This window comes from Nannocystis pusilla (assembly GCF_020073745.1).
Taxonomy (GTDB): Bacteria; Myxococcota_A; Polyangia; order Nannocystales; family Nannocystaceae; genus Nannocystis; species Nannocystis radixulma.
On record NZ_JAIRAU010000011.1, the window covers coordinates 22,742 to 47,095 of the forward strand.

Here is a 24,354-nt window from a genome sequence, read left to right on the forward strand (position 1 = left end):
TGCGTCCGGACGCCGCGTCCTGCTCACTCGCTGAGCAGCTTCATCAGCGTCTTGATGTCGACCCCGAGCGCGCGGGCGGCGTGGGCCTTCACCCCGCCGTGCCGGGCGACCGCCCAGCGCGCGTATCGCCGCTGGATCTCCCGCAGCGGCAGCACCGCGTCGCCGAACGGCGCGTGCTCGCTCTCGGCGACGTCCCGGTCCTCGCTGCCGAAGCCGCGGGGCAGGTCCGCCGGCACGATCACCTCGTTGCGCGACAACAGCACCAGGCGCTCGATCAGGTGGGCCAGCTCGCGCACGTTCCCCGGCCAGGGGTAGGCGAGGAACGCCGCCATCACCTCGTCGCCGACCCGGCGCGGCGCGGCGGTCGGATGGCGGCGGCGGGCCGACTCGAGGCACTGCTCGACGAGCAGCGGGATGTCCTCGCGGCGGTCGCGGAGCGGCGGGATCTCGAGCACGATCAGGGCGAGGCGATAGTAGAGGTCCTCGCGGAACTCGCCGGCGCGCACGGCGGCCGCGAGGTCGAGGTTGGTCGCCGCGAGGATCCGCGTGTGGACGCGGCGCTCGCGGGTCCCGCCGATCGGCCGGACCACCCCGCGCTCGATCACGTGCAGCAGCTTGGCCTGCAGCGCGGGCTGGAGCTCGCCGATCTCGTCGAGGAACAGGGTGCCCTGGTCGGCCTCCGCGAACAGCCCCTGGCTCGCCTGCGTCGCGCCGGTGAAGGCGCCGCGCGTGTGGCCGAACAGCTCGCTCTCGAGCAGCTGTTCGGGGATCGCGGCGCAGTTGACGGCGACGAACGGCGCCGACGCGCGCTGGCTGCGGGCGTGCAGCGCCGCCGCGATCGTCGTCTTCCCGGTGCCGGTCTCGCCGGTGAGGAGGACCGGCACGTCGGCGTCGGCGATCCGGGCGACCATCTCGAACACCGCGCGCATCGCCGTGCTGCGGCCGACCAGGCCTCCGGGCGCCGCGTCGTTCAGGCGCCGGCGCAGCTCGCCGGTCTCGCGGCGGAGCCGGCGGTCGTCGAGCGCGCGGCGCAGGAACAGCACCAGCTCGTCGACCCCGAACGGCTTGGTCAGGTAGTGGAACGCTCCGCGCCGGATCGCCTCGACCGCGGTGTCGATCGCCCCGTACGCGGTCATCACGATCGTCGGCAGCTGCGGCACGAGCTCCTGCGCCTGCACCATCAGCGACACGCCGTCGCCCCGCTCCAGCCGCAGGTCGGTGACCAGCGCGTCGATCTCCTGCGACTCGAGCAGCGCGAGCGCGGCGGCCGCGTCGCGCACCACGTGCACCTTGAAGCCGCGGCGGCCGAGCTGCTCGCCGAGCGCGTCGCCCCACTCGGGCTCGTCGTCGACCAGCAGCACGTGGGGGCGCAGGACCTTGTGTTCGCTCGTCATGGGACCTCCCTGGGCAGGCGCAGCGTGGCGATCGCGCCGCGAGGCGACCGGGCCGTGAGGGTGACCGACCCGCGGCTCATGCGGGCGATCTCGTTGGTGAGCGCGAGCCCGAGGCCGGTGCCTTGCGCCTTGCGGGAGAAGAACGGCTTGAGGAGGCGCTCGCGGTCCTCCTCGCGCACGCCCTCGCCCTCGTCGAGCACCTCGAACACCACGTCTTCCCCCTCCTGGCGCACGCGCAGCGTGACGCAGGCGCCCTTGGGGGACGCGTCGCAGGCGTTGACCAGCAGGTTGACCAGCGCGTGCTCGACGAGCAGCGCGTTGACCCGGACCTCCGGCATCTCGGGCGCGATCTCCACCTGCAGCTCGACCTCGGCGGCCTGGAACCGGTGCGCGATCAGGTCGCGGACCGACTGCACCAGCGTCGCGGGGGCCGAGCGCGTCTGCTCGGGCATTCGCCCGCGAGCGGCGCGGAGGAAGCCCTGGACCACGTCGCGGAGGCGGTCGACCTGGCCGAGGATCGTCCGCACGTCCTCCTCCTCGGGCGAGTCCTGCAGGGCGTCGAGCAGCGCCTCCGCCTTGACGCGGATCAGCCCGAGCGGCGTGCCGACCTCGTGGGCGACCCCGGACGCGAGCGTCAACATCGTCGCCGTGCGGTTCTCGCGGGCGAGCACCTCTTCACCGGCGCGCCGCTGCTCCGCCAGCTCGAGCTGGTGGCGGGCCATCACCTGCGCGCGGAACTCCCGGAACGCGAAGTAGCCGAACGCCACCGTCGAGATCCCGGTCAGCAGCACCTTGACGATCACGCGCAGCATGCCCCGGCGGTCGCGCTCGATCTCCTCGTGGGTGCTGCCGACGACGGCGACGCGCCACGTCCCGAGCACCCCGCCGTCGGCCGCGGCGACGCTGACGAACGCCGGGTACGCCGGCAGCCCGAGCTGCAGCGCCTGCTCGTCGGACAGCATGCCGGTGTCCTCGCCGCTGGCGACCAGCTCCGCGAGCACACCTGGCCCTGCGGACAGGCCGTGCAGGTCGAAGAACTTCGTCGCGCCGGGCGGCAGCACGAACACCCGCTCGTCCGTCGAATCGAGGTGGTCGGCCGCGTGGAACAGCTCCCCGATCTGCACCCGCACGTCGAGCTCGCGGCCGTCGCCGGCTGTGACCCGCGCGGTCCAGGTACCGGACTCCGCCGCCGCCGGACCCGCGGCCTGCGGCGGATCGCGGGCGATGTTCGCCAGCTGCCCTGCGAGCTCCACGGACAGCAGCGCCGCGAGGTCCCCCAGGCGCCGCTGCTCGCGCTCCATCGCCAGCTCGGACTCCGCGTCCTCGAACCAGATCCCGACCAGCGCGACCGTCGCGACGCTGAGCACTGCGCCGAGCAGCAGCACGAGGCCGCTGATCCGTACACGGCTGCGCTCGGCGGGGGCGAAGGGTCGTCGGGTCATGAAGAGGTGCTCCACGGCGAGGTTACCGCGGTTCGTTCCGCCGGCTGCAATCCTTGCGCCACCGCGGAGCGCTGCCGAGAAACTCTCGTCGCCCGCGCAACCGGCGAAGCTGCCGCCCTGTCGCGGAGGTTGCGGCGTGGCCTGCCGCGGGGACGGCGATGGGACAGGCTCCCAGCGATCGCTGGGAATTTATCCAATCGGGCCGCGCCCAATCATGATTTCCTCAAAAATTTCCAACGGATACGACCCCGGCATCGGGCGTGTAACGGCGTGAACCAGGCCGAAGGCGTGGCCCCTCGACGGAGGTGGCCGCGCCTGAGCCCGTGCGCGACGAGAGCTCGCGCGCGACAGGCGGACCTCGATGAACGACATCATCCACATCGCGCTGCGGCCCCTCGTCTTCCTCGTCTTCGCGCTCCGGCGCGCGCTGCTCGAGCGCACGGACACGAAACGATCGCCGCCGCGGCTCCTCGCATTGTCGGCCGCGCTCGCCCTGTGCGTCTCGGCGTGTCAGCACCCGCACGAGAAGCACGAGGAGGCCGGCGTCTTCGCAGTCACGACCCCGCTGCGCCAGGACGTCGAGCTCACCCGCGAATACGTCGCCACGGTCCACGCGATCCAGCACATCGAGGTGCGCGCCCAGGAGCGCGGCTATCTGACGGGCATCTTCGTCGACGAGGGCCAGCTCGTCGAAGAGGACACGAAGATGTTCCAGATCATGCCGCTCATCTACCGGGCGGACCTCCACCGCGCGGAGGCGGAGGCCGACATGGCCTCGATCGAATACAAGAACACCAAGATGCTGGCCGACAAGGACATCGTGTCGCAGGCCGAGCTCGCGCTGGCCGGCGCCAAGCTCAATCGAGCCAGGGCCGAGCTCGAGCTCGCGCAGACCCACATGCGCCTGACCGAGATCCGCGCCCCGTTCACCGGCCTGATGGATCGGTTCATGGTGCGGCTGGGCAGCCTCGTGGAGGAGGGCGACCTGCTGACGACGCTGTCCGACAACCGCATGCTGTGGATCTACTTCAACGTGCCCGAGGCCGAGTACCTCGACTACAAGGCCGACCCCGAGCAGAAGATGGCCGTCAAGTTCAGGATGGCGAACGACAAGATGTTCGACCAGGAGGGCAAGGTCGAGACCATCGAGGCCGACTTCGACAACACGACCGGCAACATCGCCTTCCGCGCCACCTTCCCCAACCCCACCGGCCTCCTGCGGCACGGCGAGACGGGGAACGTCGTCGTCACGACGAAGTACCCCGACGCCCAGCTGATCCCGCAGAAGGCGACCTTCGAGATCCTCGATCGCCGCTACGTCTTCGTGGTCGACGACGAGGGCATCGTCAAGCAGCGCCCGATCTCGGTCGCCGCCGAGCTCCCGCACGCCTTCATCCTCGAAGGCGGCCTCGAGGACACCGACCACGTCCTGTTGGAGGGCCTGCGCAAGGTCCAGGACGGCAAGCACGTCGACGTGAAGTTCGAGGAGCCCGCCGAGGTGTTCGCGCAGCTGAATTACCACGCGGAATAGGAGGACCCCGCCATGTTCGCCCAGATTCTCCGCCGCCCGGTCCTGGCGATCGTCATCTCGATCCTGATCGTCCTCCTCGGCCTGCTGTCGATGGTGACGCGCCCGATCTCTCAGTTCCCCGAGATCGCGCCGCCGCAGGTCCAGATCACCGTCTCCTATCCGGGCGCCAGCGCCGACGTCCTGATCCAGTCGACGCTCATCCCGCTCGAACGCGCCATCAACGGCGTGCAGGGCATGCGCTACATGATCACCGACGCGACCAGCGCCGGCGAGGCGACGATCCAGGTCATCTTCGACCTCGACACCGATCCCAACCAGGCGATCATCAACGTCAAGACCAGGATCGACCAGGTCATGCCCCAGATGCCGAAGCTGGTGCAGCTCGAGGGCGTCATCCTGATGCGGGTCATGCCGAGCATGTTGATGTACGTCAACCTGTACAGCACGGCCGAGGGCGCGGACGAGAAGTTCCTGTTCAACTTCGCAAGCGTCAACGTCCTGCCGGAGATCATGCGCGTCAAGGGGATCGGGCAGGCGCGCATCCTCGGCAGCCGGCAGTACGCCATGCGGGTCTGGCTCAACCCGGACCGGATGCGGGCCTACAACGTCTCGCCCGAGGAGGTGCAGGAGGCGATGCTCGACCAGAGCATCATCGGTCGCCCCGGCCGCGTCGGACAGGCCACCGGCAAGACGGCGCAGTCGCTCGAGTACGTGCTCGTGTGGGAGGGCCGCTACAACAAGCCCGAGCAGTACGAGGACATCATCATCCGGGCCACGCCGGACGGCCAGGTCCTGCGCCTCAAGGACATCGCCAAGGTCGAGCTCGGGAGCGAGTTCTTCAACATCTACTCCAACCTCGACGGTCACCCCTCGGCCGCCATCGTGCTGAAGCAGACGCTCGGGAGCAACGCCCAGGAGGTCATCGAGAACGTCAAACAAACGCTGGAGGAGATCAAGCAGACCACCTTCCCCCCGGGGATGGACTACGCGATCAGCTACGACGTCTCGCGCTTCGTCGACGCCTCCATCGAGCAGGTCACGCACACGCTCGTCGAGGCGTTCGTGCTGGTGGCGCTGGTCGTGTTCGTGTTCCTCGGCGACTGGCGCTCGACGCTGATCCCGACGCTCGCCGTGCCGGTGTCGCTGGTCGGGGCGTTCATCTTCATGGCGGTGCTGGGCATCAGCATCAACCTCATCACCCTGTTCGCGCTGGTCCTGGCGATCGGCATCGTGGTGGACGACGCCATCGTCGTCGTCGAGGCCGTGCACGCCAAGATGGAGGCGACGCACCTGTCGACCTACGAGGCGATGAAGCAGGTGCTGCACGAGATCAGCGGCGCCATCATCGCCATCACCCTGGTGATGACCTCGGTGTTCGTGCCGGTGGCCTTCATGCCCGGACCGGTCGGCGTGTTCTACCGCCAGTTCTCGGTGACGATGGCCTCGTCGATCGTGCTGTCCGGCTTCATCGCGCTGACGCTCACGCCGGTGCTGTCGGTCCTGATCCTCAAGCCGGTGCACGACCACGGCGAGAAGACCCGCAACCCGATCACCCTGTTCATCCGCGGCTTCAACCGCGTCTTCAACTGGGTCACGTCGGTCTACGTCCGGGTGATCCGGGCGCTCCTCGGGAGGTTCTACCTGACGATCCTGGCGCTCGGCCTGTTCGTGTTCGGCATCTTCCAGGTCAACAAGGTGCTCCCGGCCGGCTTCGTACCCAACGAGGACCAGGGCATCATCTACGCGATCATCCAGACCCCGCCGGGCACCACGCTCGAGCGGACGAACGCGGTCTCGCGGGAGCTGCAGGAGATCGCCGAGGAGATGGACGAGGTCGCGTCGGTGTCCGCCCTCGCCGGCTACGAGATCCTCACCGAGGGGCGCGCCTCCAACGCCGGCACCTGCCTCATCAATCTGAAGGACTGGTCCGAGCGCGACAAGTCGGTCAACGAGGTCATCGAGGAGCTCGAGGAGAAGGCGAAGGACATCGGCGCGGTCGTCGAGTTCTTCGAGCCGCCGGCGGTCCCCGGCTACGGCGCGGCCGGCGGCGTCTCCTTCCGCATGCTCGAGAAGACCGGCAGCACCGACTACTACGAGTTCGATCGCATCAACCAGGAGTTCATGGCCGCGCTGGGCGAGCGGCCCGAGCTGACCGGCCTCTTCACGTTCTACGCCGCCAACTACCCCCAGTACGAGCTCGTCATCGACGCCAAGAAGGCGATGCAGAAGGGCGTCTCCATCCGCAAGGCCATGGAGAACCTCGATGTCATGATCGGCAGCAACTACGAGCAGGGCTTCACCCGCTTCAACTTCTTCTACCGCGTCTACGTGCAGTCGTTGCCCGAGTACCGGGCGCTGCCGCCGGACGTCCTGAAGATGTACGTCAAGAACGACGCCGGCGAGATGGTCCCCTATTCGTCGTTCATGACGCTCAAGAAGCGCCAGGGCCCGAACGAGATCACCCGCTACAACATGTACAACTCGTCGGCCATCCGCGGCAACAACGCCCCCGGCTACACCACCGGCGACGCCGTCAACGCCATCAAGGAGGTCGCGGCGGAGGTCCTGCCGCGCGGCTACGACATCGCCTGGGAGGGCCTGTCGTACGACGAGGCGCGGCGCGGCAACGAGGCGATCTACATCTTCGCCATCGTGCTGGTGTTCGTCTATCTCGTGCTGGCGGCCCAGTACGAGAGCTTCGTCCTGCCGCTGGCCGTGATCACGTCACTCCCCGCGGGCGCGTTCGGCTCGTTCCTGTTCCTCCAGCTCATGGGCCTGGCGAACGACATCTACGCCCAGGTCGGCCTGGTCATGCTGGTGGGCCTGCTCGGGAAGAACGCGGTGCTGATCGTCGAGTTCGCCGTCCAGACCCGGCGCGAGGGCGCCACCGTGTTCGAAGCGGCCGTCGCGGGCGCCAAGGCGCGCTTCCGGGCGATCTTGATGACCTCGTTCGCGTTCGTCGCCGGCCTGTACCCGCTGGTCGTCGCCAGGGGCGCCGGGGCCGTCGGCAACAACACCATCGGCTCGTCCGCGCTCGGCGGCATGGTCATGGGCACGGTGTTCGGCGTGGTCCTGATCCCGGGGCTGTACTTCATCTTCGGTCACATCGAGCGGCTCGAGAAGTTCCTGCGGATCGGCGCACCGACCGAGCCGACCGAGCCGCTGCCGCTCTCCGAGTTGTCGCTGGCGTCGGTCCTGGTGGAGACGCTGGCGGACGCCGAGTCGATGTCGACGACGCAGGCGCCCATCCCCGACGAACCGCAGGACGTGACCCCTCACCCGACCCGAGAGGCGGCGCCGGTGGACCCGGACCGGGCGCTCGCGCAGGAGGAGTCCCGTGATTAGGCGCTGGAACCCGATCGTCGCCGCGACGGCCGCCTGCGCCCTGTCGCTCGTGGCCGGCTGCGCGAGCCTCCTCGGCGACAACAAGGCCAGGGAGGCCGACAGGGCGGTCCCCGAGTCGTTCGGCGCCCTCGCTTCGGACTCCGGCCCGAGCGTCGCGGTGCAGAAGCAATGGGACGAGTTCTTCGCCGACCCCGACCTCAGGAACCTGATCGCGGAGGCGCTGGAGAACAACCAGCAGCTGAACATCCAGCTGCAGGAGATCATCATCACCCAGAACAACGTCGCGGCGATGCGCGGCGAGTACCTGCCGCGGCTGGACGCGGGCGTCGGCGCGGGCCTCGAGAAGCCCGGCGAGCACACCGCCCATGGCGTCGAGCACGAGGCCCACGGCTTGCCGAAGCCGCTGGCGGACTTCCGCTTCGGCTTCGTGGCCTCGTGGGAGACCGACATCTGGAGCAGCTTGCGCAACGCCAGGAAGGCCGCCGCGTTCCACTACGAGGCGACGATCCAGGAGCGGAACTTCCTGGTCACCGAGATCGTGGCCGAGATCGCCAACTCGTACTACGACCTCGTCGCGCTCGACCTCCAGATCGAGATCCTCGACAAGAACATCGAGCTGCAGAAGAACGCCCTCGAGGTCGTCAAGCTCAAGAAGCTGGCCGCGCGCGGCACGGAGCTCGGCGTCCAGCGCTTCCAGGCCGAAGTGCTCAAGAACCAGGGCCTCAGATACTCCCTCGAGCAGCAGCGGATCATCGTCGAGAACCGCATCAACTTCCTGGTCGGGCGCTTCCCGCAGCCCGTCGCGCGCAACTCCCGGAACTTCATGGCCGCGAAGCCCGACGTCGTGGCCACCGGCCTGCCCTCCGATCTGCTGGAGAACCGCCCCGACGTGAAGGCGGCCGAGCTGCGGCTGGAGGCGTCGAAGCTCGACACCAGGAGCGCCAAGGCGCGGTTTTACCCGTCGCTCCGCCTCGACGCCGGCATCGGCTTCGAGTCCTTCAACCTGGCTCACCTCATCGACCCCCGCTCGCTGGCCTTCAACGTCGCCGGCGGCCTGATCGCGCCGCTGCTGAACCGGGCGGCGATCAAGGCCGACTACCGGTCCGCCAACGCCAGGCAGGTCCAGGCGGTGTTCGACTACGAACGGTCGATCCTGCAGGCGTACACCGACGTGTACAACCAGCTGACGGCGATCTCGAACATGAGGCAGCGCTATGAGCAATTGAACGAGCAAGTCGCGGCGCTCCACGCCGCCATCGAGACGTCGAAGGCCCTCTATCAGTCGGCGCAGGCGGATTACAACGAGGTCCTGATGACGACGCGCGACTCCCTCGAGGCCGAGATGGATCTCGTCGAGGCGAAGAAGAGCCAGATGCAGGCCGTCGTCTCGATCTACCAGGCGCTCGGCGGCGGCTGGCGACAGGGCCAGTGATCGGGGCCTCGGGGCCGGCTGCGCCGCGAGCGGATACGCCCGAGGCAGGCCCGACTGCCGGTGAACTGCGCCGCCGCGGTCGCCCCTTGAAGTCGCCGATCCGGCGCATGTACGCTCGCGGGTCGATGACGGAGCGCCCCGCATTCGCTTTCTTCTCGCCCGAGGTGCAGCAGGACCCGTATTCGCGGTACGCGCTGGCGCGCGCCGAGGAGCCGATCTTCTTCTGCGAAGATCTGGGCATGTGGGTGGTCACACGGCACGCCGACGTCGCGGCCATCCTCCGCGACACCGACCGCTTCTCCTCGAAGGTCACCACCACGAACATCAAGGAGCCGCCGCCCGAGGTGCTGGCGGTGATGCGAAAGGGGTTCCCGCGGACCGGCTCGATCGTCCAGCTCGACGCCCCGGAGCACACCGCCGTGCGGCGCAAGCTCAACGCCGCCTTCACCGCCGAGCGAATCGCCGCGCTCGAGGGCACCGTCGTCGCGCTGGCCAGCGAGCTCGTCGACGCCTTCGCCGCCGACGGTCGGGCCGAGCTCATGGCCCGCTTCTGCGGCCCGCTGCCGGTGGCGGTGATCGCCGGGGTCCTGGGCGTCTCGCGGGCCGACGCCAGCGAGTTCGGGCAATGGGCGGACGACGCGGCGCGCCTGTTCATGGGCGGCCGGCTGCCCACCGACGAGTGGGTGCGAGCGGCCGAGAGCGTGGTCGCGATGCAGCATCACCTCGCGGGGCTGATCACCGCGCGGGCGAGCGCGCCGGCGGCCGACCTGCTGACGACCATCATTCAGGCGGCGACGGACCCCGACGGTCGACTCGACCTGGTCAAGGCGGTCACCCACGCGACCACCTTCGTGTTCGCGGGTCACAAGACCACCACCGACCTGCTCGGCAACGCCGTGCGGCTGCTCCTCCTGCACCCTGACCGGCTCGCGGCGCTGGTGCGCGATCCGTCGCTCGCCGCCGCGGTGGTCGAGGAGACCCTCCGCCGCGACTGCCCGGTCCCGGGGACCACCCGCGTCGCCCGGGTCGAGGTGAAGCTCGGCGACGTCACGATCCCGCAGGACGCGCGGGTGTTCCTGGCCCTCGGCTCAGCCAATCACGACGAGCGCGTGATCGCGGACCCCCTGCGGTTCGACCCCGGGCGCGCCGACGTCGGCGAGCACCTCGGCTTCGGTCGGGGCGTCCACTTTTGCCTCGGCGCCGCGCTCGCGCGCCTGCAGGGGCGCGTGGGCCTCGCCGTGCTCACCTCGCGCCTGCCGGGGCTACGCCTCGCCGGCGACCCGCCGCTGAAGTTCCGGCAGGTCGTGATGTTCCGCGGCCTCGTCTCGCTCGAGGTCGCCTGGGACGCACCGGAGCGCAGCTCCGCGTCCTCGGTGATACCGACCCGCGCCACGTAGCGGCGCCGCTCACCGCCCCTTCACACGGCGACGCAGCGTGTCCGCGGCCTCCGGGAAGCGCTCGGCCCAGCGCTGCAGGGCGGTCGCCGTCGCCTCCTGCACCGCGGAGAACAGGCCCGTGTCGGCGAGCCTGGTCATCGTCTGGCGGTAGCGAGCGTCGGGCTGCAGCACGGCGACCGCAGCCACGAGTCCCTCGAGGTCGCGACCGGGGCGGAGCTTCAGGAAGTTGCGGACGCCCGCGCGCAGGCCGGTGACATGCGGCCCGTCCTCGCTGCGCCGGAGGTTGGCGAAGCCGAGGATCTGCGCCGGCTGTTCGTACTGCTCCGTGCGCCAGGCCAGGGCGACCTCGACGACCGCCGGGCCGTCGTCCGTCGCGACCTCGCCCTGGTGGTGCGCGACGTCGCCGAGCGGTCCGCCGGCCTCGACCCGGACGCGTTCGACGAGACCCGTCGCGCGCTCGCCCGCGAAGCTCCACGACAGCGCCATCGTCGGCAGCAGGAACGCGAGGTCCTCGAGGCGCTGCGTCAGTTCGACCCGTGGCAGCCGCGTGCGCGGGAAGATCTGCGGATCGGGACGAAACCGGACGCGCGTGCCGGACGGCCGCGACGCCGCGGTCACGCGCAGGGCGACGCGCTGCAGGCCGCCGGCGTACGCGACCGTGGCCTGCTCGTCGGCGTGGACGGTGTCGACCTCGAACGGATCGCTCAGCGCGCTGGCGACCGGCAGCCCGAGGCCATCGAGCCCGCCGTGGACCCGGCCGCCGGCTGTCGGGGAATTCGTCCCGTGCTCGAGAAATTCGACCAGCGAGCCCGCCGGGATCCCCGGTCCGTCGTCGGTGACGGTGACGAAGTCGTCGGCCTCGACCCGCACATCGACGCGGGTGCAGCGGCCGCGCTGGATCTGCCGGATCGCGTTGGCGACGACCTCGAGCAGCAGGCGCAGCGGCGCCGTGCCGTCGTCGAGCGGGCCGATGTACATGCCCGGCCGCTTGCGCACCGCCTCGCGCACCGAGAGGACCTGGATCATGTCCGCCGTGTACTCGCTCGCCATGCGTCGACGTTAGCGCAGGACGTCGCCGGCCCGTCACGACATTCCGCGCCGCCGCAGCGTCCAGTTTCACCTGATGCCCCAGGCAGGAGTAACCGGCAACATTGCGGCCGTGACGAACGAGGCGCCGGCTACGGCTCGGGCTCGATCGTGATCGAGATCGTCGCGTCCTCCGCGACGGTGTGCTCGGTGCGATCGATCGCGGCGCGGACGCTCCACGTCACCCCGATCTCGCCGCCCTCGCCCTCGTCGGCGCGGTGGAAGTTGAACAGGACGCCCTCACTGCACTCCTTGTTGTTGCCGAGCTCGTAATCGACCTTGTCGTCGAAGGGCACGGCCGCGGTACCGGTGGTGCTGCCGTGCACCGTCTCGACGGTGATGCCGAGGCTGAACGGCACGTTGTCGGTCGGCACGACCAGCGTCCTCGCCTCGACCTGGGCCGTGACCCAGAGGTCGCCGTCAGTCCCGTCCAGGCAGGCGCGGACGCGATACGCGACCTCCTCGCCGGCGCCGAGCTCGATGTCCGGCCCGTCCTCCTCCGCCTCGAGGAAATCGGGCGCGGGGCTCTTGTTGTGGACGACCACCCCCGCGGCGACGAAGTTGTGCGGCTCGACGTCGAGCGTGAGGTCGACGACCTCGTGGAGCCCGGCATACACCTCGATGGCCGTCACCGCGACCGTCCGGACGCCCTCGTCGGTCGCCAGGAGCAGCCCGCGCGCCGGCGTCCACCCGCCCGCGGGGCGATAGTCGCCGGTCTCCGGCGCGTACACCGGGTGGTCGGGCGTGCAGATCAACGCGCCGTCGCGCCAGTGCAGGGCCATGCACTCGCGCGTCGCCCGGCGCACCTGCAGCACGGTCGCCTCGATCCGCCGGCCGGTCGCCACGTCGATCGACCACACCCGATCGCCGACCCCCAGCGCTCCCACCGGCACCTCGCCCCGCGGCGTGTGCACCCGCATGCTGGCTGCGACGCAACAGGCCGGCGCACCGAGGAGCGCGGACAGACACGCCCGACGAATTGTTTCTCCCATGACCTCATCAGTCGCACGCCGCCGGCCGGGCCACAACCCCCTGCCCGCCCACGTGCGCCGTCGCGCGGATCGTGAGCCGGGCCGTGGCGCACGGCTCCCTCCTCGTCGCCGTGAAGCACGCTCAGACTTCGAGGCCCGCTCGCATGACTTTTCAGACATGTCCCTTTGGACATCGGCCGCAGGCTCCGACCCTGCCCGGCCCCTGCTGTCACGGGCGCGCCGGCGACGGCGGGGTCATGCGCACTCGTGGCCCCACGTGAGGGCGCCGCAATACGCCGCGTCGAAATCGCCGGCGAGGTCCCAGCCGTCGCCCTCGATGATCACGGACCCGACGAGCCGCGGGATCTCGCCCGGGTCGATCGTGTCCGCGACCGAGGTGCTCATCGTGATGGTGATCGTCACCGAATGCCCGCCGTCCTCCATGAACTCGGGTGTGCTGTAGAACCACGCGAACTGCGTCGTCTCCCCCGTCCACCCGGTCTCGTGCCAGGCGCCGCCCATGAAAGCGAGCGGGATCCGGAGCACCGGGAACGGCCGGGCCCCGCCGTCATAATAGGAATACTCCTGCGCGATCGCGTCCACGAGCGCCTGCTCGTCGCCCATCAGCACGATCTCGGGCACGTCCGCGCTGCCGGCACATCCGACCCAGCCGAAGCGGGCGTACGCGGCCGTGAATGCGCCGAACGGGGTCGTCCCGCTGATGTCGCTCGTCGCCAGCCCACCGAGCGGGCAGTACTCGAGATTCGGTTCAGGGTCGAACACGTCCGTCGTGGCGCTCTCGGTGCTTTCGCCCGAGGTCGTCGGCGCGCTCTCGGTGCCCCCGCCCGAAGTCGTCGACGCTGCGGTCTCGCCTCCCTGCGTCGACGCATCGCCCACCGTCGCCCCCGAGGACGTCGAATTCCCCGCGGTCCCTCCGGTCTCCGTCGTGCTCATGGGTTGGCCGGGTCCGCACGCCACCGCGACGACCGACGACAGGATCAGGGCACGACGCGTCATGAATTTGCTCCGCCGGAGATCCTAACCCCGGTCGGCGCTCAGAATCGAGAGCCTCCGAGCTCCCGTACGGATTGGACGCGGCAGCCCTCGATCGCACGTATCGAGAGCGGCCGCGTCCTGCCGCGAATCGACATGCTGTGCCGCAGCGCGACCGTACTCTCCCGCCGGACCGCCCCTCGCGCGGTCGCTGACGCGTCGCCACGGATCGCACACGCCGCTCGGGTCGCCCGTTCGCGGCGGCATCGCCGACCCCCGCGTGCGCTGCGCAATGACCATGGCGGCGAGGCCGGCGCTCTCGTCGGTCTCAGCCATATGTTCACCGCCTCAGGTCGTCCTGCGCGGGGGCGCCTTGACGCATTCTCGCGGCCGGCGCAGACCGAACGGACCGTCATTTGCCGACCTCGAGGAATTCGCGTCCATGTCTGCTCCGGATCTCCGCGCGACGGCTCCCACCAAGTCGCGAACCCGCGCCGGCAAGCGGTCGGGCCACGGTGCAGTGGACGCGCGCGGCGAGGGCTTGAGGTCGCTGCGGGACGCCCTGCGGGCCGCCCGGCTCGGCGATTTCTCGGTGCGGCTGCCGGCGGCGGGGTCGGGCGTCGACCCGCAGGTCGCCGAGGTCGCGCTGGCCTTCAACGGCTTGATGGAGATGAACGGGCGGCTCGTGCAGGAGCTCGTGCACGCGGCCGATCGGGCCGGTGACGGCGACATCGTCGTGCGCGCCACGCTCGGCGCCGAGAGCGGCGCCTGGCGGGTCGGCGTCGAGGCCATCAATCGCCTCGTCGACACTCTGGTGAATCCGACCCTCCACGCCACGCGGATCCTCGCCGCCGTCGCGGCCGGCGATCTGTCCGACACCATGCCGCTGCGGGCCGACGGTCAGCCGCTGCACGGTCACCGCCTGCGCCTCGGCGAGGCCGTCAACAGCGTCGTGCTGCGGCTGCGAGGCGTCAGCGCCAGCATCTCCTCCGTGTTGCGCGAGATCGCCACCGAGGGGCGGCTGGGCGTGCAGGCGGCCGACCACGACCTCGGGGGGACATGGCGCGCGCTCGTCGACGACGTCAACCTGCTCGCCTCCAACCTCGCCGCGCAGATGCGGGACATCGCCCAGGTCTCGACCGCGATCGCCGAGGGCGACCTGTCGCAGAAGATCACCGTCGAGACGCGCGGCGAGCTGCTCGCGCTCAAGGCCACCATCAACGCCACCGTCGACCAGCTGCGCTCGTTCTCCGCCGAGGTCATCCGCGTCGCCCGCGAGGTCGGCAGCGAGGGCAAGCTCGGCGTCCAGGCCGAGGTGCGCGGCGGCTCGGGCGTGTGGCGCGAGCTGACCGACAGCGTCAACCGCCTCGCCGGCAACCTCACCTCGCAGGTCCGCAACATCGCCCTCATCGCCACCGCGATCGCCAACGGCGACCTGTCGCAGAAGATCACCGTCGAGGCCCAGGGCGAGATCAGCGAGCTCAAGAACACCATCAATTCGATGGTCGATCGCTTACAGACCTTCGCCGCCGAGGTCACGCGCGTCGCCAAGGAGGTCGGCACCGAGGGCAAGCTCGGCGGGCAGGCCGACGTCAAGGGCGTCTCGGGCGTGTGGAAGGACCTGACCGACAACGTCAATCAGATGGCCTACAACCTGACCGACCAGGTGCGAGGGATCGCCAAGGTCATGACCGCGGTCGCGGCCGGCGACCTGTCGCAGAAGTTCGTCATCGCCGCCAAGGGCGAGATCGCCGTCCTCGCCGACAGCATCAACGCTCTCACCGACACCTTGCGCACCTTCGCCGAGCAGGTCACCACCGTCGCGCGCGAGGTCGGCATCGAGGGCAAGCTCGGCGGCCAGGCCCGGGTGCCCGGCGTCTCGGGCACCTGGCGCGAGCTGACCGAGAACGTCAACCTGCTCGCCGGCAACCTCACCGATCAGGTCCGCAACATCGCCCTCGTCACCACCGCCGTGGCCAACGGCGACCTCTCGCAGAAGATCACCGTCGAGGCGCAGGGCGAGATCCTCGAGCTCAAGGAGACCGTGAACGTCATGGTCGACACCTTGCGCAACTTCGCCGCCGAGGTCACGCGGATCGCCCGCGAGGTCGGCACCGAGGGCAAGCTCGGCGCGCAGGCCGACATCCAGGGCGTCGCCGGCACCTGGAAGGGCCTCACCGACAACGTCAACCTGCTGGCCGGCAACCTCACCGCGCAGGTCCGCAACATCGCCCTCGTCACCACCGCCGTGGCCAACGGCGACCTCTCGAAGAAGATCACCGTCGAGGCCAAGGGCGAGATCCTCGAGCTCAAGAACACGGTCAACGGCATGGTCGATCAGCTGCGCACCTTCGCCAGCGAGGTCACGCGGGTCGCCCTCGAGGTGGGCACCGAGGGTCGGCTCGGCGGACAGGCGCAGGTGCCGGGCGTCGCCGGCACCTGGAAGGACCTCAGCGACAGCGTCAACTTGATGGCCTCGAACCTCACCACCCAGGTGCGGGGCATCGCCAAGGTCGTCACCGCGGTGGCCGACGGCGACCTGTCGCAGAAGTTCGTCGTCGAGGCCAAGGGTGAGATCGCCGCGCTGGCCGACACCATCAACGACATGACCGACACCCTGCGGACCTTCGCGCAGCAGGTCACCACCGTCGCGCGCGAGGTCGGCATCGAGGGCAAGCTCGGCGGACAGGCCACCGTGCCGGGCGTCTCGGGCACCTGGCGCGAGCTGACCGAGAACGTCAATTTGCTGGCCGGCAACCTCACCGACCAGGTCCGCAACATCGCCCTCGTCACCACCGCGCTGGCCAACGGCGACCTCTCGCAGCAGATCACCGTCACCGCGCAGGGCGAGATCCTCGAGCTCAAGGACACCATCAACGCGATGGTCGAGAAGCTGCGGACCTTCGCGCGCGAGGTCACCCGCGTCGCGCGCGAGGTCGGCACCGAGGGCAAGCTCGGCGGTCAGGCCGAGGTGCCCGGGGTCGCCGGCACCTGGCAGGAGCTGACCGAGAGCGTCAACGTCATGGCCGGCAACCTCACCAACCAGGTCCGCGGGATCGCCCGCGTCGTCACCTCGGTGGCCGGCGGCGAGCTGGCGCAGAAGCTCGTGCTCGAGGCGCGCGGCGAGATCGCGGCGCTCGCCGACACCATCAACGCCATGACCGACACCCTCCGCACCTTCGCCGAGCAGGTCACCACCGTCGCGCGCGAGGTCGGCAACGAGGGCAAGCTCGGCGGTCAGGCGCGCGTGCCCGGGGCCGCGGGCACCTGGAAGGACCTCACCGACAGCGTCAACATGCTGGCGGGCAACCTCACCGCGCAGGTCCGCAACATCGCCCTCGTCACCACCGCCGTGGCCAACGGCGACCTCTCGCGCAAGATCACCGTCGCCGCCGAGGGCGAGATCCTCGAGCTCAAGAACACGGTCAACGGCATGGTCGAGCAGCTGCGCACCTTCGCCAGCGAGGTCACCCGCGTCGCCCGCGAGGTCGGCACCGAGGGCCAGCTCGGCGGTCAGGCCCAGGTCCCCGGCGTCTCGGGCACCTGGAAGGACCTCACCGACAACGTCAACCTGATGGCCTCGAACCTGACCGACCAGGTGCGCGGGATCAGCAGCATCGTCACCGCGGTCGCCAACGGCCAGCTGACCAAGCGCCTGCAGCTGGTCGCCAAGGGCGAGATCGCGGCGCTCGCCGACACCATCAACGACATGACCGACACCCTCCGCACCTTCGCCGATCAGGTCACCACCGTCGCGCGCGAGGTCGGCATCGAGGGCAAGCTCGGCGGTCAGGCCAAGGTCCCCGGCGCCGCCGGCACCTGGCGCGACCTCACCGACAACGTCAATCAGCTGGCCGCCAACCTCACCACCCAGGTGCGGGCGATCTCCGAGGTCGCGACCGCCGTCATTCAGGGTGACCTCAGCCGCACGATCGCCGTCGAGGCCCGCGGCGAGGTCCAGGGCCTGAAGGACACCATCAACCAGATGATCACCAACCTCCGGGACACCACCCGGACCAACAAGGAGCAGGACTGGCTCAAGACCAACCTCGCCCGCTTCTTCGGCCTCATGCAGGGCCAGCGCAGCCTCGAGTCGCTGGCGCGGCTCGTCATGTCCGAGCTGACCCCGAGCGTCGACGCCCAGCACGGCGCGATCTACCTCATGAGCGACCCCGGCGGCGCCCCCAAGCTGCAGCTGACCTCCTCGTACGCGTTCATCAAGCGCAAGCACCTGGCGAACACCTTCGGGCTCGGCGAGGGCCTCGTGGGTCAGTGCGCGCTCGAGCGCAAGCCGATCATCGTGACCCGGGCGCCGGCCGACTACATCCAGGTCAGCTCGGGCCTGGGCGAGGCCCCGCCGCGCAACATCGCCGTGTTCCCGGTGCTGTTCGAGGAGCAGGTGCGCGGCGTCATCGAGCTGGCCAGCTTCCACGAGTTCACCCCGATCCAGCTGACCTTCATCGAGCAGCTGATGCTCAACATCGGCCTCGCCATCAACCTGATCGGCACCAGCATGCGCACCGAGGAGCTGCTGCAGCAGCTGCAGGGCTCGAACCAGGAGCTCGAGCGCCGGCGCAAGGAGCTCGAGGAGAAGGCCCAGCTGCTCGAGACGAGGAACCGCGAGATCGCCGAGGCCGGAGCCTCGCTCGAGAGCAAGGCGCGCGAGCTCGCCAAGGTCTCGCAGTACAAGTCGCAGTTCCTCGCCAACATGTCGCACGAGATCCGCACCCCGCTCAACAGCATGATGATCCTGGCGCAGATGCTGGCGGCCAACGAGGAGCGCACGCTGACCCCCAAGCAGCAGGAGTACGCCGAGACCATCCACTCGTCGGGGCGCGACCTGCTGGCGCTCATCAACCAGATCCTCGACCTGTCGAAGGTCGAGGCCGGGCGGATCGAGACCCACTACGAGGTCTATCCGCTGGCCGAGCTCAAGCGATTCGCCGAGCGCACCTTCCGGCCCGTCGCGCTCCAGCGCGGCCTCGAATTCGCCATCCACATCGAGCCGGGCGCCCCGTCGACCCTCGTCACCGATCGTCACCTGCTCGAGCAGATCCTGAAGAACCTGCTGTCGAACGCCTTCAAGTTCACCGAGCGGGGCCGCGTCGACCTGCGCATCGACACCGCCCCCCCGGGCCTGCCCGTGCGCGCCGACAAGCTGCGCGCCGCCCCCGGGATCATCGCGTTCGCCGTGTCCGACACCGGCATCGGCATCTCGCTCGAGAAGCACGGCCTGGTGTTCGAGGCGTTCCAGCAGGCCGACCCGACGGTGATCCGCAAGTACGGCGGCACCGGCCTCGGGCTGACGATCAGCCGCGAGTACGCGCGCGTGCTCGGCGGGGAGATCCAGCTCGAGAGCGTCGCCGAGCGCGGCAGCACCTTCACGCTGCTGCTGCCGATCCTGCGGCTCGACGAGGCCTCGCTGCCGCCGTCGCACGGCGCCGGCCAGCTCGAGGCTGCGCCGGCCGAGCGCGGCGACGACGACGCCCGCGACAGGGTGATCCTGGTCGACCGCACGATCCTGGTCGTCGACGACGACGCCCGCAACCTCTACGCCCTCGTCGGCCTGCTCGAGCGCGCGAGCGCCCGCGTCCTCGCCGCCGCGAGCGCGCGCGAGGCCTTCACCGCGATCAAGGAGCACCCCGAGGTCGACCTCGTGCTGATGGACGTCATGATGCCCGACATCGACGGCCTGCAGGCCACCCGGATGCTGCGGGCCAAGCCCGAGCTGGCCGACCTGCCGATCGTCGCCCTCACCGCCAAGGCCAGCGAGGCCGACCGGCTCGCCTGCTTCGCCGCCGGGTGCAACGAATACGTGGTCAAGCCGATCGAGGTCCGCCAGCTGCTCTCGGTCATCGCCCGCTGCATGCGGCCGCTCGCGCATTGAGGTCGTCCGGTGAGCAACGAGCCGCACGCGTCGCCGGTCGGCATCCTCGTCGTCGACGACCGGCCGCAGAACCGCCTCGCGCTGCGGGCCATCCTCGCCCGCCCGGACTACGAGATCGTCGAGGCCGAGTCCGGCGCCGCCGCGCTGCTGCTGCTGCTGCGCCGGCAATTCGCGGTGCTCCTGCTCGACGTCCTCATGCCCGGGATGTCGGGCCTCGAGCTCGCGGCGACCATCCGCGCGCGCCCGCAGACCGCCGCCGTGCCGATCCTCTTCCTCACCGCCGAGGCCACCGACCTCGAGCAGGTCTACCGCGCCTACGACCTCGGCGCCGTCGACTACCTGATCAAGCCGCTCGTGCCCGCGGTGGTGCGCGCCAAGGTCGGCACCTTCGTCGAGCTGCACCGCCAGCGCCTCCGCGTCGAGGCCCAGGCCGCGCTCCTGGTCGACGCCGCCCGCAAGGAGACCGAGCTCGAGCTCCTCCAGCTCCGCCTCGCCACCGAGCGCCGCTTCCGCAGCCTCGCGGACGCCATCCCGCACATCGTCTTCACCGCCTGCCCCGAGGGCACCGTCGACTACTTCAACCGCCGGTGGTTCGAGTACACCGGGATCTCCGCCGAGAGCGCCGCCGGCAGCTGGAGCGGCGCCGTCCACCCCGGCGACCGCGAGGCGTCACTGGCCGTGTGGAAGCGCGGCCTCGCCGGCGTCGAGCCGGTCGAGTTCCAGTGCCGACTTTACGGCGCCGCCGACCACCTGCACCGCTGGCACTTGTGCCGCGTCGTCCCCCAGCGCGACCCCGGCGACCGGATCGCCGGCTGGCTCGGCACCTTCACCGACATCGAGGAGCAACGGCGCGAGCGCGCCGTCCTGGCCGAGTTCAAGGGCACGCTCGACGCCGTCCAGGACGTCGTCCTCATCTTCGACCCGGCCACCCTGCAGATCCTCTACGCCAGCCAGGGCGCCAGCGACATCCTCGGCCACTCGCGCGCCGCCCTCCTGCACATGAGCCCGCGCGACATCATGCCCGAGTTCGACGAGCACAACTTGCACGATTTGTTCGCCGCCGGCCCGCTCGCCCCCGACAGCCTGACCCGCCTGCAGACCCGCTATCGTCGCAGCGACGGCAGCGACATCCCGATCGAGATCTCGCTGCAGCGCATCGAGATCAACGGCGGGCGGATCGTCTCGATCGGCCGCGACATCCGCGAACGCCTGCGCGCCGAGGCCGAGCGCCAGCACCTGTACGACCAGGCCGTCAGCGCCGTGCGCCTGCGCGACGACTTCCTCTCGATCGCCTCGCACGAGCTGCGCACGCCGCTCGGCGCCCTGCGCCTCCACATCGAGTCGCTGATGCGCAAGCTGCGGCGCGACGCCCCGCAGCCCGAGCCGTCCGACTCGACCCCGGAGAAGCTCGAGCAGGCGGTCCGTCAGGTCGACCGCCTCGCCCGCCTCGTCGACGACCTCCTCGACGTCTCGCGCATGACCACCGGCCGCCTGCGCATCGAGCCCGAGAGCGTCGACCTCGTCGCGCTCGTCCGCGACATCCTCGGCCGCTTCGAATCCGAGGCCCTGCGCCGCGGCTGCCCCGTGGAGCTGTCCGCCACGTGCGACCTGCGCGGCCGCTGGGACCCTGTCCGCCTCGAGCAGATGTTCGTCAACTTGCTGTCGAACGCGTTCAAGTTCGGCGCCGGCGAGCCGATCGAGGTCCGGGTGTGGGGCGACGCGACGTCGGTCTTCCTGTCCGTGCGCGACCACGGGATCGGCATCGCCCCCGAGGCGCGCGAGCGGATCTTCCAGCGCTACGAACGGGCGGTGCCGGACTCTCACTCGCGCGGCTTCGGCCTCGGCCTCTACATCGTCGAGCGGGTCGTCGCCGCCCACGGCGGCACGATCTCGGTCGACAGCGAACCCGGCGCCGGCTCGACGTTCACGGTGGTCCTGCCGCGCAGCGGCCCGGCGAGCAGCGACGACTCCCCCGATCGCTGATCGGCGCGCCCGACCGCTATTCGTCGGCGGGCCAGCGGACCGCCCGGCTGGTGTGCGCCACCGCCGGCTGCGGCGCCGGACCCGACAATGTCCGAAAGGTCAGGTTGACGCGCGGCGCCGTGACCTCCGGCTCGCGCGGGACCTTGTGCTGGTGCGTGTGCTGCAGGTCGCCGCGCATGACCAGCAGGTCGCCGGCGTGCAGCTCGAGCTCGAGGCAGGGCTCGCGCTCGCCCTTGCGCCGGACCTGGAACCGGCGCGTCGCCCCGAACGACAGCGAGGCGATGATCGGATCGGCGCCGACGCCCGGGCTGTCGTCGCTGTGCCAGTTGACCCCGTCGGCGCCGTCGCGGTACAGCTGCACGATCAGCGCGTTGAAGCGCGTCTCGGCCTGCGCCTCCGCCAGGTCGCGCAGCCCGGCCAGGAGCGGCGTCCACGGCAACGGCGTGAACACCAGCCCCGAATAATCATAGGACCGCTCGCCGTAGTTGACCGTCCAGCGCGGCAGCTCCTGCGGGCGCCCCGCGTTCTCGTAGCGGACCGCCAGCCACGGCGTGTCGCCCAGCAGCGCGGCCAGCAGCTCGGCCGCGCGCGCCGGGGCGAAGAACCCGCGGGTCAGGCGGATCCGATCGTCGAGCAGCGGGATCACGGCGAGGGCGCCAGCCCCGGCCCCGGCCGCACGAGCACGACCTTGTGATAGACCAGCGCGAACCCGAGGCGCGCCGCGTTGCGCTCGGTCGGGATGCCCGGGCGCGAGTGGATGCACGCGACCTTGCACCCGCGGCCCTGCGCCGCGCGCAGGCGCAGCGCGATCAGGGCTTGCTGGATCCCCCGACCGCGGTGGGACGGGCGCACCGACGTCCCCAGGAGCGCCGCCACGCCCGCCCCGGCGTCGAGCGAGCCGCCGCCGACCGCGACCTCGCCGTCGAGGGCGAGGAACGCCTCCGTGCGCGGCTGCGCCAGCATCCGCCGCACCGACGCCGCCAGCTCCTCGGGCACCGGCGCACCCTCCGGGCGGAAGCCGCAGGTCGACGCGTCGATGTACGCCTCGACCTGGGCCGCGTCGCCCGGGTCGACGCGCGCGAACGAGATCCCCTGCGGCCACCCGTGCAGCGGCGCGAACGCCTCGTCGGGCGCGAGCGGCCGCGCCAGCACCGCCTCGAACTCGCGCAGCACGAAGCCGCGCGCCGCCAGCCCGGCGAGCAGCGACTCGTCGGCGAACGCGCACACCTCGAGCTTCGGCTCGATGCCGCGGCCGGCGTAGAACGCGATCAGGCGGTCGAGCTCGGCCTTGTCGACCGGCCCCGCGAGGCCGAGCCCGCACGCCTGATTGGTCCACGAGCCGACCCCGCTGGCCGACATGAAGCCGCCGGCGACCGGCTCGGACGTCTCGGCCGCCAGCACGGTGCACTCGGCCTGGCGGCGCTCTTCCAGCACGGCGATGTCTCGCGGCGTCAGCTCGGACATGACGCGCGAGGGTACGCCAGATCGACCCCCCGGCCAAGCCCCGGCGGGCGCTCACATGTCCCTCAGAACAGGTCGGCGAAGCCGCTCCACATGCCCTCGATCCGGTCGAACACGTCCCGCGGAGGATCGTCGACGTGCACGCGCGCGCGATCTCCGGACTGGCGTCGCACCCTCGATCCGGCGATCCTCGTCGACGCGACATGCCCGACGTGATCGAGTTCTACCTGCCCGCCGATCCGTACGGCGAGCTGTCCAACTTCGCGCCGTTCTCGATCAAGCTCGGCGGCAAGCGCTGGCCGACCAGCGAGCACTACTTTCAGGCCCAGAAGTTCGCCGGCACCGCGCACGAGGAGGAGATTCGGCGCGCCAAGAAGCCGAAGCTCGCCGCCGAGATGGGCCGCGATCGCAAGCGGCCGCTGCGGCGCGACTGGGAGTCCGTCAAGGAGAGCGTCATGCTCGCGGCCCTGCGCGCCAAGTTCACCCAGCACGACGACCTGCGCGCCCTCCTGCTCGGCACCGGCGACGCCCGCCTCGTCGAGCACACCACCAACGACGCCTACTGGGGCGACGGCGGCGACGGCAGCGGCAAGAACCGCCTCGGCCACCTGCTCATGCAGCTCCGCGCCGAGCTCCGCAACCGCTGATCGTCACATCCCGGCCCGCCCATGACCTCGGCGACCTCGTCGCTCGGGTCTGCCGACCGCTCGATCGCCGTCCGCGAGCAGGCACGCGCTCGCCGTCCTCAGCGCGTGGGCGACTCGGCTCGCCTTCCTTGCCGAGCCGGTCGCGCCAGAACGCGCGGCGCGCACCGTCCTCGGGTCGCACCTCGAGCCGGCTCGTTGCTATCGTCGCCGGGCGATGCGACCCGACGACTTCGATGGTTCACAGGTGATCGAGACGGAGACGATGGTCCTGTTCTGGCAGCCGCCAGGCGTGTTCGGGCAGTGGACCTCGTCGCGCTTCGTCGTCGACGGGGTCACCTACGGCTGCGCCGAACAGTTCATGATGGCCGAGAAGGCGCGGCTGTTCGGCGACGAGGCGACGCGCGCGAAGATCCTCGCGACCGACTCGCCACGGCAGCACAAGGCGCTCGGGCGCGAGGTCGCCGGCTTCGTGCAAGCGGTGTGGGAGCGCGAGTGCCTCGAGATCGTGGTGCGCGGCAACCGGGCGAAGTTCGGGCAGGACCCCGACCTGCGCGCCGCCCTGCTGGCGACCGGCGACAAGCTGCTCGTCGAGGCGAGCCCGCTCGACCGGATCTGGGGCGTCGGGCTGCGGGCTGACGACCCTCGCATTCACGACACCAGCCGGTGGCGCGGCAAGAATTTGCTCGGCGAGGCGCTGATGCGCGTGCGCGCCGAGCTTCGCGCGGCGGCCGACAAGACCTGACGGCGCCCCGACACGTCCGGCGCGCGGGCGGGGCCGGTGCTTC

At 70.5% G+C, this 24,354-nt stretch carries 15 protein-coding genes; 8 read left to right on the top strand and 7 right to left on the bottom strand.

Going from position 1 to position 24,354, the window contains the following annotated elements; all coding sequences use genetic code 11:
* Positions 1 to 23: 23 nt before the first annotated feature.
* Both K7C98_RS11720 and K7C98_RS11725 read right to left on the bottom strand, forming a co-directional pair.
* Positions 24 to 1,394, bottom strand: coding sequence for a sigma-54-dependent transcriptional regulator (locus tag K7C98_RS11720; RefSeq protein WP_224191696.1), 1,371 nt, complete (start codon positions 1,392 to 1,394; stop codon positions 24 to 26).
* A complete protein-coding gene (locus tag K7C98_RS11725; protein WP_224191697.1) occupies positions 1,391 to 2,836 on the bottom strand; it encodes a sensor histidine kinase in 1,446 nt (481 codons plus the stop codon). The genes K7C98_RS11720 and K7C98_RS11725 overlap by 4 nt, the downstream gene beginning before the upstream one ends.
* A gap of 361 nt (positions 2,837 to 3,197) precedes the next feature.
* Here K7C98_RS11725 and K7C98_RS11730 point away from each other — a divergent pair, with 361 nt between their 5' ends.
* From K7C98_RS11730 to K7C98_RS11745, 4 genes are all read left to right on the top strand, one after another.
* Complete coding sequence (locus K7C98_RS11730; protein WP_224191698.1) at positions 3,198 to 4,367, top strand: efflux RND transporter periplasmic adaptor subunit; 1,170 nt, start codon at positions 3,198 to 3,200, stop codon at positions 4,365 to 4,367.
* A 12-nt stretch (positions 4,368 to 4,379) separates the two neighbouring features.
* Complete coding sequence (locus tag K7C98_RS11735; RefSeq protein WP_224191699.1) at positions 4,380 to 7,712, top strand: efflux RND transporter permease subunit; 3,333 nt, start codon at positions 4,380 to 4,382, stop codon at positions 7,710 to 7,712.
* Positions 7,705 to 9,144: a TolC family protein gene (locus K7C98_RS11740; protein ID WP_224191700.1), complete on the top strand. Its 1,440-nt coding sequence runs from the start codon at positions 7,705 to 7,707 to the stop codon at positions 9,142 to 9,144. Before K7C98_RS11735 ends, K7C98_RS11740 begins: the two co-directional genes overlap by 8 nt.
* A gap of 125 nt (positions 9,145 to 9,269) precedes the next feature.
* Entirely contained in the window at positions 9,270 to 10,541 is a 1,272-nt protein-coding gene (locus K7C98_RS11745) for a cytochrome P450 (RefSeq protein ID WP_224191701.1), read from the top strand.
* Between the two features lie 9 nt (positions 10,542 to 10,550).
* On the opposite strand, the gene K7C98_RS11750 is transcribed toward K7C98_RS11745, so the two are convergent.
* From K7C98_RS11750 to K7C98_RS11760, 3 genes are all read right to left on the bottom strand, one after another.
* Positions 10,551 to 11,591, bottom strand: a complete 1,041-nt coding sequence (locus K7C98_RS11750) for an ATP-binding protein (RefSeq protein WP_224191702.1) — start codon at positions 11,589 to 11,591, stop codon at positions 10,551 to 10,553.
* Positions 11,592 to 11,719: 128 nt separating this feature from the next.
* Entirely contained in the window at positions 11,720 to 12,541 is an 822-nt protein-coding gene (locus K7C98_RS11755; RefSeq protein ID WP_224191703.1) for a Hint domain-containing protein, read from the bottom strand.
* A 312-nt stretch (positions 12,542 to 12,853) separates the two neighbouring features.
* On the bottom strand, positions 12,854 to 13,615 hold the full coding sequence (locus K7C98_RS11760) for a hypothetical protein (RefSeq protein ID WP_224191704.1): 762 nt from the start codon (positions 13,613 to 13,615) through the stop codon (positions 12,854 to 12,856).
* Between the two features lie 418 nt (positions 13,616 to 14,033).
* Between K7C98_RS11760 and K7C98_RS11765 the strand changes: the two genes are divergently transcribed.
* A complete protein-coding gene (locus K7C98_RS11765) occupies positions 14,034 to 19,478 on the top strand; it encodes a HAMP domain-containing protein (RefSeq protein ID WP_224191705.1) in 5,445 nt (1,814 codons plus the stop codon).
* Positions 19,479 to 19,487: 9 nt separating this feature from the next.
* Positions 19,488 to 21,461: a hybrid sensor histidine kinase/response regulator gene (locus K7C98_RS11770; protein ID WP_224191706.1), complete on the top strand. Its 1,974-nt coding sequence runs from the start codon at positions 19,488 to 19,490 to the stop codon at positions 21,459 to 21,461.
* A gap of 16 nt (positions 21,462 to 21,477) precedes the next feature.
* Here K7C98_RS11770 and K7C98_RS11775 read toward each other — a convergent pair whose 3' ends face one another.
* Both K7C98_RS11775 and K7C98_RS11780 read right to left on the bottom strand, forming a co-directional pair.
* A complete protein-coding gene (locus K7C98_RS11775) occupies positions 21,478 to 22,107 on the bottom strand; it encodes an alpha-ketoglutarate-dependent dioxygenase AlkB family protein (protein WP_224191707.1) in 630 nt (209 codons plus the stop codon).
* Positions 22,104 to 22,925: a GNAT family N-acetyltransferase gene (locus K7C98_RS11780; protein ID WP_224191708.1), complete on the bottom strand. Its 822-nt coding sequence runs from the start codon at positions 22,923 to 22,925 to the stop codon at positions 22,104 to 22,106. The genes K7C98_RS11775 and K7C98_RS11780 overlap by 4 nt, the downstream gene beginning before the upstream one ends.
* 200 nt (positions 22,926 to 23,125) lie before the next feature.
* On the opposite strand from K7C98_RS11780, the gene K7C98_RS11785 reads away from it, so the two are divergent.
* Together K7C98_RS11785 and K7C98_RS11790 are read left to right on the top strand one after the other, a co-directional pair.
* Positions 23,126 to 23,569, top strand: a complete 444-nt coding sequence (locus tag K7C98_RS11785) for an NADAR family protein (protein ID WP_224191709.1) — start codon at positions 23,126 to 23,128, stop codon at positions 23,567 to 23,569.
* 214 nt (positions 23,570 to 23,783) lie between these two features.
* Complete coding sequence (locus K7C98_RS11790) at positions 23,784 to 24,311, top strand: NADAR family protein (protein ID WP_224191710.1); 528 nt, start codon at positions 23,784 to 23,786, stop codon at positions 24,309 to 24,311.
* The last annotated feature ends 43 nt before the right edge of the window (positions 24,312 to 24,354 follow it).